Raw genomic sequence first — 12,123 nt, 5'->3', positions numbered from 1 at the left:
ATCGAAAACCCGATGAGCATCCTGGTACGTGCGGCCGCCCTGACCAATTTTTTCGAGGTGGCACAAGCACTTGGCTACAACCCGCAGGCCGCCTTGCGCCAGGCGGGGCTGACGCCTGCGATGCTGGCCGATCCGGAGCAGCGCATCCCCGCGAAGGCCGCGGTGGGCCTGCTGGAGGAGGCCGCCCGCGAAGCCGCTTGCCCCACCTTCGGCCTGCGCATGGCCGAGTCGCGCCAGCTCTCGCACTTCGGCGCGGTGAGCCTGCTGATCTCCTTCCAGGCCACGCTGCGCGATGCGCTCGCCACCACCATCAAGTACGGCCACCTGCTGAACGAATCGCTGGCCATGCAGATGGAGGACGTGGGCTCGATGGTGATCGTGCGCGAGGAGCTGCTCACCGACGTGCCTTCGCGCCAGGCCAACGAGCTGGCCATCGGCGTGCTGTACCGCATGTGCGCGGCGCTGATGGGCTCACGCTGGAAGCCGCTGGCCGTGCAGTTCAGCCACGCCGCGCCGCCCGATCCGGCCACGCACCGCCGGCTGTTCCAGTGCCCAGTCGATTTCGACCAGGAGTTCAACGGCATCGTGCTGGCCGCGGCCGACCTGGACAAGCCCAACCCGTCGGCCGAGCCCGCCATGGCACGGCATGCGCAGCGGTTCATCGAATCGCTGCCCACGGCCCAGGCGCCGTCGGTCGTCGCCGACGTGCGCCACGCCATCTACCTGATGCTGCCCTCGGGCCGGGCCAGCAGCACCTACATCGCCCAGGGCCTGGGCCTGAGCGTGCGCACCATGCAGCGCCAGCTCGACGAGGCGGGCACGAACTTCAGCGACCTGCTGAACGACGTGCGCAGCGAGCTGGCCCAGCGCTACATGGACAACCCCGAGTACAGCCTGGCCCGCGTCGCCGAGCTGCTGGGCTACAGCACGCCCAGCTCGTTCACGCGCTGGTTCTCGGCCCAGTTTGGCGCCGCGCCGGCGCGCTGGCGCGCCCGGGGCTAAGGCGCTTCACGCTGGCGCCACTGCGTCACGCTGCAGCCGAAGCTGCCGCGGAACCAGTAGCCGAAAGCGCTGAGCGAGCCAAAGCCCAGCAGCCCTGCCACCTCACTCAAGGGCAGGTCGCTGTCGCGCAGTTGGCGCTGCACCAGCTCGCGGCGCACCTCGCCCAGCAGGTCGGAAAAGCTCGTGCCCTCGGCCGCCAGATGGCGGTGGATGGTGCGCCGGTCGACCTGCAGGTGCTGCGCGAGCTGCTGCGCAGTGCAGCGTCCGCCCGGCAGCAGCGCCGCGATCAGCTGGCGCACGGTCTCCTGCGTGGCCGGCCCGTGGCTGCGCAGCGCGCGGTCGAGGTAGTCGCGTGCAAAGCGGGCCATGCCCGGGTCTGACGCAGCGCGCGGCCGCTGCAGGTCCGCCACGTGGCAGACCAGGCCGTTGAATTCCTGGTTGAAGCGCACCAGCCCGGCGCCGAAGAAGGCCAGGTGTCCGCCAGCGTCGCGCGGCGGCCGGTGGGCGAAGCACACCTGCATGGGGCGCCACTGCGGGCCGATCAGCTCGCGCAGGATGCGGAACATCACGCCGATGGCCAGCTCGATGGGCTGGCGCAGCGAGGTGCTGGGCTCCAGCAGCATCTCCTCGCGGATGACGACCGTCGCGCCCTCTTCCTGGATGTGGGTGATCAGCGAGGCATTGAGCAGCCGCAGGTAGCGACACAGCGTATCGAGCGCCTGCCGCGGCGTAGCCTCGCCCAGCAGCACCAGGCTGATCGGCCCCAGGTTGGACAGCGTGCGCTGCGCCGCCAGCCGCAGCGCGAAATCCTCGGCCCCCGAGCGCTCGGCGCTGAGCGCCAGCAGGCGCCCCACCGCCGCCACCGGCAGCAGGGTCTCCACGTCTTCGAGGCTGCGCGGCGACAGGCCCGCACTGCGCAGGATCGCATGGGCGTCCAGCCCCAGCGACGAGGCCAGGTCGACATAGCCGCTCAGGCTGGCGCTGCGCACCATCCGCGTCAGGGTTGTCATGGATGTGTCCCAACTTCGACATCGAACGTCCCAAATTCTACAGCGGCAAAGGCCGGTCGTCCCTAGCATTCGGCCCAACAACACCAGGAGACAAACCCATGAACCCCTTGCACAGCAGCGCCCTGGCACCGGCCGTGGCCTTCGCGGCCGCACTGGCTGCCCTGCCCCCCATGCCAGCAGCGGCCCAGTCCAACCTCAGCATCTACGGCGCCATCGACTCCGGCGTGCTCAGCATCTCCAACACCAGCAGCGGCACCGGCTACCTGCCCAAGGCGGCCAACCCCAATGGCCATACGCTCAAGCAGAAGGACGGCGGCATCGGCGGCAGCAACTTCGGCTTCCGCGGCACCGAAGACCTGGGCGGCGGCCTCAAGGCCCAGATCCACCTGCAGGGCAACGTGTCCACCGAGAGCGGCGCGGTGGGCGGGCCCAACAGCAGCAGCACCACCTCGTTCTTCAACCAGTTCGCCACCGTGGGCCTGGCCAGCGCCTGGGGCGCGGTCAAGCTGGGGCGGCAGGTCTCGCCGCTGTACTACACCATGGCCGCCACCGACGCCCGCGGCGGCCGCTACTTCGGCAGCTCGCTGACCGGGCTGGTGGGGCTGAACAGCGCCAGCGGCGCCTTCATCGGCAACAACTCCAATCCCGCGTTCGGCACCATCTACAACGACAACGCGGTGGCCTATACCTCGCCGGTGTGGAACCACCTCACCTTCAACGCGCTGTATGCCTTCGGCGAAACCGGCCACGGTGCCAAGGCCAACTCACAGCAGGTGGCCACCGTGGTGTACGACGCGAACGGCCTCAAGCTCTCGGGCCTGGTCTACAACGGCTACGGCAACAACCTGCCTGCCGCCACAGCGGCCTATACGGTGGCGACCGGCAGCGCCGCAGCAGGCGTAGCGGCCGCGGGCAAGGCCGGCTTCAGCCCCACAGCCAACACCAACCGGCTGTACTCGGCGGGCGCGTTGTACCAATGGGACGGCTACACCGTCAGCGCCAGCTATTTCGCGGCGCGCAACCCGGCCAAGGCCATCCTGCCGGGCGGCTCGTACAGCCTGGACATGTGGACGCTGGGCGCAGGCTGGAAGATCTCGCCCACGGTGGCGATGTCCGCTGGCTACTACCACATCAAGGACAACACCAACGCCGGCCACCGCTCGTCGCAGTTGGTGCTGGGGCTGGACTACCTGCTGTCGCGCCGCAGCACCCTGTATGTCGAGGGCGCCTACACCAGCAACCGCGGCAGCAACATGAACCTGAGCCCGGTCTACGCCACCGCGGTGGCTGCCGATCGCAACGTGACGGCCGTGATGCTCGGCCTGCGCCATACCTTCTAGGAGATTCCCATGCTTGGACAAATGATGCAGCAGCCGCTGCTGATCTCGGCGCTGCTGCGCCACGCAGAACGCCACCACGGCGACCAGCTCGTCGTCTCGCGCCGGGTCGAGGGCGACATCCACCGCTATAACTACCGCGACCTGGCCTCGCGCGCACGCCAGCTCGCCAATGCGCTGGCCGGCCTGGGCGTGACCCGCGGCCAGCGCGTGGGCACGCTGGCCTGGAACGGCTACCGCCACCTGGAGCTGTACTATGCCGTCAGCGGCTCGGGCGCCGTGCTGCACACGCTGAATCCGCGCCTGCACGACGACCAGCTGGCCTGGATCGCCGAGCACGCGCAGGACCAGGTGCTGTGCTTCGACCTGAGCTTCCTGCCGCTGGTCGAGCGCGTCGCGCCGCGCCTGGCCGGCATCCGCCACTTCGTGCTGATGGCCGGGCCGGAGCACATGCCCGCGCAGAGCGGCATCCCCAACCTGCTGTGCTACGAGACCCTGTTGGCCGCGCACGGCGACCACTACGACTGGCCGGAGTTCGACGAGAACACCGCCTCCAGCCTGTGCTACACCAGCGGCACCACGGGCAACCCCAAGGGCGTGCTGTACAGCCACCGCTCCACCGTGCTGCACAGCTACGCGTCGGCACTGCCGGACTCGTTCAACCTGTCCGCGCGCGACGCCGTGCTGCCGGTGGTGCCCATGTTCCACGTCAACGCCTGGGGCCTGCCCTACTCGGCCTGCATGGTGGGCGCCAAGCTGGTGCTGCCCGGCCCGGCGCTGGACGGGCGCTCGCTGCACGAGCTGATGGAGTCCGAAGGCGTCACGCTGTCGGCCGGCGTGCCCACCGTGTGGCAGGGCCTGCTCGGCCATGTGCAGTCGAACCGGCTGCGCTTTTCCACCATGCGGCGCTCCATCATCGGCGGCTCGGCCTGCCCACCGGCGATGATGCAGGCCTTCGAGGACGACTACGGCGTGCAGGTGCTGCACGCCTGGGGCATGACCGAGCTGAGCCCGGCCGGCGCGATCTGCACGCTCAAGAACGAGCAGCTCGCCTGGCCCACGGAGCAGCGCCGCGCCGTGCAGGCCAAGCAGGGCCGCGCGCTGTTCGGCATAGACTTGAAGATCATCGACGCCGACGGCACCGAGAAGCCCTGGGACGGCCACAGCAGCGGCGAGCTGCTGGTGCGCGGCCACTGGGTGGCTGCCGCGTACCTGGGCGGCGACAGCGCCAGCCCGCTGGTGGCGGACGCCGGCGGCCAGGGCTGGTTCCCCACCGGCGACGTGGCCACCATCGATGCGCAGGGCTTCATGAACATCACCGACCGCGCCAAGGACGTGATCAAATCCGGCGGCGAATGGATAGGCTCCATCGACCTGGAGAACATCGCCATGGCGCACCCGGCGATCGCTTCGGCGGCCTGCATCGCCGCCCGGCACCCCAAGTGGGATGAGCGCCCGCTGCTGATCGTCACCCGCAGACCCGGCGCCGAGGTCTCGCGCGACGAGCTGCTGGCCTTCTACGACGGCAAGATCGCCAAATGGTGGACGCCGGACGACGTGCTCTTCGTCGAGCAGCTGCCGCTGGGCGCCACCGGCAAGGTGCTCAAGCACCAGTTGCGCAGCCAGTACCAGGACCATCTGCTGGCCCCGTAGGCAACGCCACCAACTTGCAACCTTTCAGTTGTACATGAGGTGTGGATGGACTATAGTGCAACCAATCCATTGCATGAAAGACCGCCATGAACACCCATGACCAGATTGAGAAAAGCCTGGTGCTGCGCGCCCCCATCGAGCGCGTCTGGCACGCGATCACGGACGCCGCGGAGTTCTCGCAGTGGTTTGGCGTCCAGCTGCACCAGCCCTTTGCGCCGGGGCAGACGGTGACCGGCACCTATGAGGGGACGTTCGACGAGCAGTACATCAGGCAATGCCAGATCTCGGCGGGGCTGGAGCCATCGGGCATCCGGCTGCCGCAGCCCAACGCGGTGTTCTGCACGGTGGAGCGCATGGATGCGCCGCACCGCTTCAGCTTCCGCTGGATTCCCTACGGCATCGACGCCGACTGCGATCCGGGCGACGAGTCGACCACGCTGGTCGAGTTCCGGCTCGAATCCGTGGCCGAAGGCACCCGGCTGACCATCACCGAGTCGGGCTTCGAGAGCATACCGGCGCACCGGCGCGAGCGTGCCTTCATGATGAACGACGGCGGCTGGAGCGCCCAGATCCAGAATGTGCAGCGCCATGTCGAACGCGCGTGAACAGACGCTGGCGAGCGTCTTCGCCGCCTTGGGCGACGCCACACGCCTGGCGCTCGTCTCGCGCCTGCTGGTCGCCGGCGCCTTGTCTGCCTCGACCCTGGCACAGGGGCAGGCCATCAGCCGGCAGGCGATCACCAAGCATCTGCAGGTGCTCGAATCGGCAGAACTGGTGGTGCGCGAGCGCCATGGCAAGGAGGTTCTGTATGCACTCGATCCGCGGCACATCGCAGAAGCGCAAGCGTTCCTGAACGCGATCTCCGCAGGCTGGGATCGGGCGCTGGGACGCCTGCAATCGCTGGTTGAAGCCCATTGACGCTGAGCCGATGCGGCGTGACCACTATTCCTTCTGGAGATAGATCTTGAAAGACATCCTCACTTTCTTCATGTTCTCAGGCGACAAACACGCTCAGGCCAAGACGGCGATCGACTTCTATGTCGCGCTGTTTCCGCAGTCCCGCATCGAGCGCGTCGACCTCTACGGCCCGGGCGAAGACCAGCCCGAGGGCACGGTCAAGACGGCGGTGTTCCAGCTCCAGGGGCGGCGGTTCATGGCCATCGACAGCGCGTATCCGCACGCGTTCAACTTCACGCCGTCGATGTCGTTGTTCGTCGAATGCGACACGGAAGCGGAAATCGCCCGCATCCATGAGGCGCTGTCGGAAGGCGGCCAGGCGTTGATGCCGCTGGGCAACTATGGATTCAGCCGCCAGTTCGCCTGGATCCAGGATCGGTTCGGCATCTCCTGGCAGATCAATCTGGCCTAAAGAAAGGCCAGGACCTCGCCCTCCTTACTCAGGGGCCCCCAGCGCCCCCTCGCGCGACAGGCCATAGGCGGCAATGAAGAACTCGTAGGTCGTCACCGTGGCCGGGTCCCTGGCACTTTCGATGCCTATGTTGTCCAGGACACCTTCGAGCACCTGCGCTGGTTTCAAAGGCTTGGCGTCGATCTGCTACGCGACGACATAGCTTCCATCGGAAACGCGAAAAACCATATCGCCCTTCGGCGTCACCGCCTCGATCACATTCTGCATAGCCTCCTCCTCGATTCATCCAGCCCGGGCGCCCATGGCCCGTGGCAACGCCTTCCACTGTAGGCAGCCCATTACAAACTCGCTTCAATCACTCCCGAAAGCAAACCAAAGCTGTGGCGAATCTCCTCCTCCGTCACCGCACCATAGCCCAGCACCAGACCGGGCGCCGAATCGGGCCTGAGCGAGTACAGCGATAGTGGCCGTGTCAACACACCCTGTTTGATTGCCTGCCGGGCGATGGTCTCGTCATCCGTTCCCGGCGGCAGGCCCAGCACCAGGTGCAGGCCGGCGTCCCCGCCCAGCACGGACACGGCACCGCCCAGCCGTTGCGTTATTTCGTCGATAAGCACGCGGCGGCGCTCGCCATAGACCAGACGCATGCGGCGGATGTGATTGACATAGTGGCCCTGCCGCATGAATTGCGCCAACACCATCTGCTGCATGGTCTGGCCCTCACGGAACAGTTCGTTCAGCGCACGGGCAAAGCTCTCGGTGAGATCGCGCGGCAGCACAAGGTAGGCCAGGCGCAGCGAGGGAAACATGGTCTTGGAAAAGGTGCCCAGGTAGATCACGCGGCCGCGCTCGTCCAGGCCCTGGAGGGCCGGCAGCGGGCGCGACGCGAAGCGGAATTCACTGTCGTAGTCGTCCTCCACGATCCAGACGCGGTGGGAGGCCGCATAGTCCAGCAACTGGCGACGGCGGCCGTGTCCCATCAGCACGCCAGTGGGGTATTGGTGCGAGGGCGACACGAACATCAGCCGCGGTGGCACCTGCAGTTGCTGCGGCGTAGGTGCCAGCCCCTCGCCATCCAGCGCAATCGGCTGCAACTGCAGCCCGGCCATGCGGAATACGCTGCGCGCGCCCCAGTAGCCCGGATCTTCGAGCCAGACGGTGTCACCCGGGTCAGCGAGCAATTGCGCAATCAGGTGCAGCGCCTGTTGGGCACCGCTGGTAATGAGGATCTGCTCGGCGCTGCACGCCACTCCCCGGGTGCCCTGCAGGTGCTCGGCGATCGCCTCGCGCAGGGCGGGATGCCCGGCGCCGGTGGCATAGCTCAGCCGCGGCGCGGCAAGCTCGCGCCAGGCCTGGGCATGCAACCGGCTCCAGACGGCACCGGGGAACATCCGCAGTTCGGGCACACCCGGCGCAAACGCCCCCCATTGCAGCGGGCTGGCCCGCGCACCGCCCACGATGGCGCGCCCCCGCCTGGACAGCGGCGTGCCGCGGCGCTGCACCGGCGTGGGCGGCGGCTGGTCCTCAAATGCCGGCGCCACCTCGGCCACATAGGTGCCCCGCCCCACGCCTGCCTGCACCAGCCCCTCCAGCGCCAACTGCTCATAGACCTGCACGACGGTATTGCGGGCAATGCCCAGCGTCTGGGCCATCTCGCGGCTGGGCGGCAGCTTCGATCCGGCGGGCAGCGCCGCACGCAGGATGCCGTCCTTGAGGATGCGGTAAAGCTGGCGATGGTTGTATTCGGCATCGCTGCGCTGGAAATGCCGGATGACGAAGTCGGGCAGCGTGGCATGAGCCGCTCGGGATATTGGTTCTATTCCATTTGCCATATTTGGTTCTTTTGTTGGGATCAATGTACTCCTAGACTGCTTTCCATGTCCAGTGATCCAGGGCGTGCAGCGCCCGACCGATAACGCCATGAATGCACCTCTTGCCGCAGACCTCTGCTCCAGCAACCAGTCCATCGATGCCCGCCGGCTCGCAGCCACACCACGCGGCGTAGCCATAGGTTTCCCCTTCTACGCCGAGCGCGCCGAAAACGCCCTGCTTTGGGACGTCGAAGGCCGGCGCTTCATCGATTTCGGCTCGGGCATCGCCGTGCTCAATACCGGCCACCGGCATCCACGCGTGATGCAGGCCGTGCGTGAGCAGCTCGAACGCTTCACCCACACCGCCTACCAGGTGGTCCCCTATGAAAGCGTGGTATCGCTGGCCGAGCGGCTGAACGCGCTCACACCCGGCAAGCACGCCAAGAAGACCGCCTTCTTCACGACGGGCGCGGAGGCCGTGGAGAACGCCATCAAGATCGCCCGCGCCGCCACGCGCCGCCCCGGCGTGATCGCGCTGACCGGCGCCTTCCATGGCCGCACCTACCTGGGCATGGCGCTGACCGGCAAGGTCGTGCCCTATAAGACCGGTTTCGGCCCCTTCCCGGGCAGCATCTACCACGTGCCCGCGCCGGTGGCGCTGCACGGCGTGAGCGTCGAGCAGTCGCTGGCCGCACTGGACAAGCTGTTCAAGGCCGACATCGATCCCGAACAGGTCGCGGCCATCATCCTGGAGCCGATCCAGGGCGAAGGCGGCTTCTACGTGCAGCCGCCCGAGTTCATGCGCGCGGTGCGCGAGATCTGCGACCGCCATGGCATCGTCATGATCGCCGACGAGATTCAGACCGGCTTCGGGCGCACCGGCAAGCTCTTTGCCATGGAGCACTACGACGTGGTGCCCGACCTGATGACCGTCGCCAAGAGCCTGGCCGGCGGCCTGCCGCTATCGGGCGTGGTGGGCCGCGCCGAGCTGATGGACGCACCGCTGCCGGGCGGCCTGGGCGGCACCTATGCGGCCAATGCGCTGGCCGTGGCCGCGGCCCATGCGGTGCTCGATGTCATGGAGGAAGAACGGCTGTCCGAGCGCGCAGAGCAGCTGGGCCTGCGCCTGAAGGCCCGGCTCGACGCCCTGCGCGCCACGGTTCCGCAGATTGCCGATGTGCGCGGCCTGGGCGCCATGGTGGCCGTGGAGTTCAACGACGCCAATGGCAAGCCCGATGCCGAATTCACCCGCCAGGTGCAGGCCCGTGCCCGCGACGCCGGCCTGCTGCTGCTGACCTGCGGCATCCATGCCAATGTGGTCCGTTTCCTGTTCCCGCTGACCATCGAGGACGCCCTGCTCGATGAAGGCCTGGATATTCTGGCCGCCGCCCTGCACGGATAAGTTTCTCGCTACAAAAAAGAGAGCTTTTAGCGCTTTCCATAGCTGTTGTTTTCAATGAAAAACAGCTAAAAAACATCAACAACCAGCGCTGACTGCTCACTTTTTCATACCAACCCCGCTACCTTATGTCCTTGAAACTGAACGATTCCTCGCTGCTGTGCCAGCAAGCCTTCATCGCCGGCGCCTGGGTGGACGCCGACGATGGCGCCACCGTGGCCGTGCGCAACCCCGCCACCGGCGAGCAGGTCGGCACCGTGCCGGTCTGCGGCGCCGCCGAGACCCGCCGCGCCATCGAGGCCGCCGAAGCTGCCCGCCATGCCTGGGCCAAGCGCCCGGCCAAGGAGCGCAGCGCCGTCCTGCGGCGCCTGAACGACCTGCTGCTGGCCAACCAGGACGACCTGGCCCTCATCATGACCAGCGAGCAGGGCAAGCCGCTGGCCGAGGCCAAGGGCGAAATCGCCTATGCCGCGTCCTTCATCGAATGGTTTGCCGACGAGGCGCGCCGCGTCTACGGCGACACCATTCCCGCGCCGCTGGCCGACCGCCGCATCCTGGCGCTGAAGCAGCCCATCGGAGTCACCGCAGCGATCACGCCGTGGAACTTTCCCACCGCCATGCTCACGCGCAAGGCCGGCCCGGCACTGGCGGCAGGCTGCTCGATGGTGGTCAAGCCCGCCACGCAGACGCCGTTTTCCGCGCTGGCCTTCGCGCTGCTGGCCGAGCGCGCCGGCCTGCCGGCGGGGCTGCTGTCGGTGCTCACCGGATCGGCCTCGCAGATCGGCGGCGAGATGACGGCCAACCCGCTGGTGCGCAAGCTCACCTTCACCGGCTCCACCGAAGTGGGCCGCACACTGATGCGCCAATCGGCCGACACGATCAAGAAGCTCTCGCTGGAGCTGGGCGGCAATGCGCCCTTCATCGTCTTCGACGATGCCGACCTCGACGCCGCCGTCGAGGGGGCGATGGTCTCCAAATACCGCAACACCGGCCAGACCTGCGTCTGCGCCAACCGCATCTACGTGCAAAAGGGCGTGCTGCAGGCCTTCACCGACAAGCTGGTTGCCAAGGTCAACGCGCTCAAGGTGGGCAACGGCGTCGAGCCCGGCGTCACCCAAGGTCCGCTGATCGACGCCAAGGCCGTGGCCAAGATCGAGGAGCACGTGGCCGATGCCGTGGCCAAGGGCGGCAAGGTACTCACCGGCGGCAAGCGCCATGCACTGGGGGGCCAGTTCTACGAGCCCACGGTCGTGGCCGGCGCCACCGCCGACATGCTGGTCGCGCACGAGGAAACCTTCGGCCCGCTGGCACCGATCTTCGCCTTCGACACCGAGGCCGAAGCCATCGCCCGGGCCAACGACACCGAGTTCGGCCTGGCCGCCTACTTCTACAGCCGCGACATCGGCCGCATCATGCGCGTGGCCGAGCAGCTTGAATCGGGCATGGTCGGCGTCAACACCGGCCTGATCTCCACCGCCGAGGCGCCGTTCGGCGGCGTCAAGCAGTCCGGCCTGGGCCGCGAGGGCTCCAGGTACGGGCTCGAAGAGTTCCTGGAGATCAAGTACGTGTGCCTCGCGGGGCTGGACGCATGAGCGGCGCCGAAAACACCTTCGGCATCGCCGGCGTGCAGATGCAGGTCTCGGCCTTCGAGAGCAATGTGGATCGCATGGGCGACTACATGCGCCATATCCGCATGCGCTTTCCGTGGATACGCATGGTGCTGTTCTCGGAGCTGGCCGCACTCGGCCCCAAGCACGACAAGGCCGAGCCGCTGCCCGGCCCTACCGAGGACCGGCTGTGCAAGCTGGCACGGGAGACCGGCCTGTGGCTCGTCCCCGGCTCGCTGTTCGAAAGCGTGGCCGGACCCGAGGGCCCCGTGGTCTACAACACCGCACCGGTCATCAATCCCGAGGGCGAGGTCGTCACGCGCGCTCGCAAGCTGTTCCCGTTCCGCCCGTATGAGCGCGACGTGGCCGGCGGCACCGAGTTCTGCGTGTTCGACGTGCCTGGCGCGGGCCGCTTCGGCGTGTCGATCTGCTACGACATGTGGTTTCCCGAGACCACGCGCACGCTGGCAGCCATGGGTGCCGAAGTGATCCTGCACCCGACCATGACCGACACCATCGACCGCGACGTGGAACTGGCCATCGCCCGTGCCTCGGCCGCCACCAACCAGGTCTACTTCTTCGACGTCAATGGCGTGGAGCATGGCGGAGTCGGGCGCTCGATCATCGTGGACCCTTCCGGCTACGTGCTGCACCAGGCCGAGGGCAGCCCCGAGATCATTGCCATTGATGTCGATTTCGCCAAGGTGCGGCGCGAGCGCGAGCGCGGGTTGCGCAGCAACCTGGGGCAGCCGCTGAAAAGCTTCCGCGACCGCGACTGCGACTTCACTGTCTACCGCAAGGACGGCGGTGATTTTCCGTACCTGCACAGCCTGGGAGCACTGACCAAGCCGAACTGACCTGACCTTTCCGCAGCGATCGCCACCTCGAACCACCAATAAGCCGGACGGAGATACCCGATCCGGCGCCCCAGGAGA

Annotated in this window: 12 protein-coding genes; 9 read left to right on the top strand and 3 right to left on the bottom strand. The window is 67.4% G+C overall.

Features of this window, described 5'->3' with window-relative positions:
* Positions 1-12: 12 nt before the first annotated feature.
* Positions 13-1,002 (top strand): AraC family transcriptional regulator, encoded by a 990-nt coding sequence (locus ACYVKR_RS18335; RefSeq protein WP_460482395.1) that lies wholly within the window; start codon positions 13-15, stop codon positions 1,000-1,002.
* Here the strand turns inward: ACYVKR_RS18335 and ACYVKR_RS18330 are convergent.
* Positions 999-2,012 (bottom strand): AraC family transcriptional regulator, encoded by a 1,014-nt coding sequence (locus ACYVKR_RS18330; RefSeq protein ID WP_460482394.1) that lies wholly within the window; start codon positions 2,010-2,012, stop codon positions 999-1,001. The genes ACYVKR_RS18335 and ACYVKR_RS18330 overlap by 4 nt on opposite strands.
* Positions 2,013-2,110: 98 nt before the next feature.
* Here ACYVKR_RS18330 and ACYVKR_RS18325 point away from each other — a divergent pair, with 98 nt between their 5' ends.
* From ACYVKR_RS18325 to ACYVKR_RS18305, 5 genes are all read left to right on the top strand, one after another.
* Positions 2,111-3,352: a porin gene (locus ACYVKR_RS18325; RefSeq protein ID WP_460482393.1), complete on the top strand. Its 1,242-nt coding sequence runs from the start codon at positions 2,111-2,113 to the stop codon at positions 3,350-3,352.
* Positions 3,353-3,361: 9 nt separating this feature from the next.
* On the top strand, positions 3,362-5,002 hold the full coding sequence (locus tag ACYVKR_RS18320) for a 3-(methylthio)propionyl-CoA ligase (protein ID WP_460482392.1): 1,641 nt from the start codon (positions 3,362-3,364) through the stop codon (positions 5,000-5,002).
* Positions 5,003-5,088: 86 nt separating this feature from the next.
* Positions 5,089-5,607, top strand: a complete 519-nt coding sequence (locus ACYVKR_RS18315) for an SRPBCC family protein (RefSeq protein ID WP_460482391.1) — start codon at positions 5,089-5,091, stop codon at positions 5,605-5,607.
* Positions 5,591-5,920 (top strand): ArsR/SmtB family transcription factor, encoded by a 330-nt coding sequence (locus ACYVKR_RS18310; protein ID WP_460482390.1) that lies wholly within the window; start codon positions 5,591-5,593, stop codon positions 5,918-5,920. Before ACYVKR_RS18315 ends, ACYVKR_RS18310 begins: the two co-directional genes overlap by 17 nt.
* A 46-nt stretch (positions 5,921-5,966) precedes the next feature.
* Positions 5,967-6,371, top strand: a complete 405-nt coding sequence (locus tag ACYVKR_RS18305; RefSeq protein ID WP_460482389.1) for a VOC family protein — start codon at positions 5,967-5,969, stop codon at positions 6,369-6,371.
* Between the two features lie 24 nt (positions 6,372-6,395).
* Here the strand turns inward: ACYVKR_RS18305 and ACYVKR_RS18300 are convergent, their stop codons facing one another.
* Both ACYVKR_RS18300 and pdxR read right to left on the bottom strand, forming a co-directional pair.
* Positions 6,396-6,539: a hypothetical protein gene (locus tag ACYVKR_RS18300; RefSeq protein WP_460482388.1), complete on the bottom strand. Its 144-nt coding sequence runs from the start codon at positions 6,537-6,539 to the stop codon at positions 6,396-6,398.
* A 170-nt stretch (positions 6,540-6,709) separates the two neighbouring features.
* Positions 6,710-8,203 (bottom strand): aminotransferase-like domain-containing protein, encoded by a 1,494-nt coding sequence (gene pdxR, locus ACYVKR_RS18295; RefSeq protein WP_460482387.1) that lies wholly within the window; start codon positions 8,201-8,203, stop codon positions 6,710-6,712.
* 88 nt (positions 8,204-8,291) lie between these two features.
* Here pdxR and gabT point away from each other — a divergent pair, with 88 nt between their 5' ends.
* The 3 genes from gabT to ACYVKR_RS18280 all read left to right on the top strand — a co-directional run bounded on the left by gabT (position 8,292) and on the right by ACYVKR_RS18280 (position 12,045).
* Complete coding sequence (gene gabT, locus ACYVKR_RS18290) at positions 8,292-9,584, top strand: 4-aminobutyrate--2-oxoglutarate transaminase (RefSeq protein ID WP_460482386.1); 1,293 nt, start codon at positions 8,292-8,294, stop codon at positions 9,582-9,584.
* Positions 9,585-9,709: 125 nt separating this feature from the next.
* A complete protein-coding gene (locus ACYVKR_RS18285; RefSeq protein ID WP_460482385.1) occupies positions 9,710-11,173 on the top strand; it encodes an NAD-dependent succinate-semialdehyde dehydrogenase in 1,464 nt (487 codons plus the stop codon).
* Entirely contained in the window at positions 11,170-12,045 is an 876-nt protein-coding gene (locus ACYVKR_RS18280; RefSeq protein WP_460482384.1) for a carbon-nitrogen hydrolase family protein, read from the top strand. Before ACYVKR_RS18285 ends, ACYVKR_RS18280 begins: the two co-directional genes overlap by 4 nt.
* Positions 12,046-12,123 lie beyond the last annotated feature (78 nt).

Source organism: Comamonas humi (assembly GCF_054782535.1).
The sequence above is the reverse complement of the archived record's forward strand: the minus strand, read 5'-3'. Positions and strand labels throughout refer to the sequence as shown.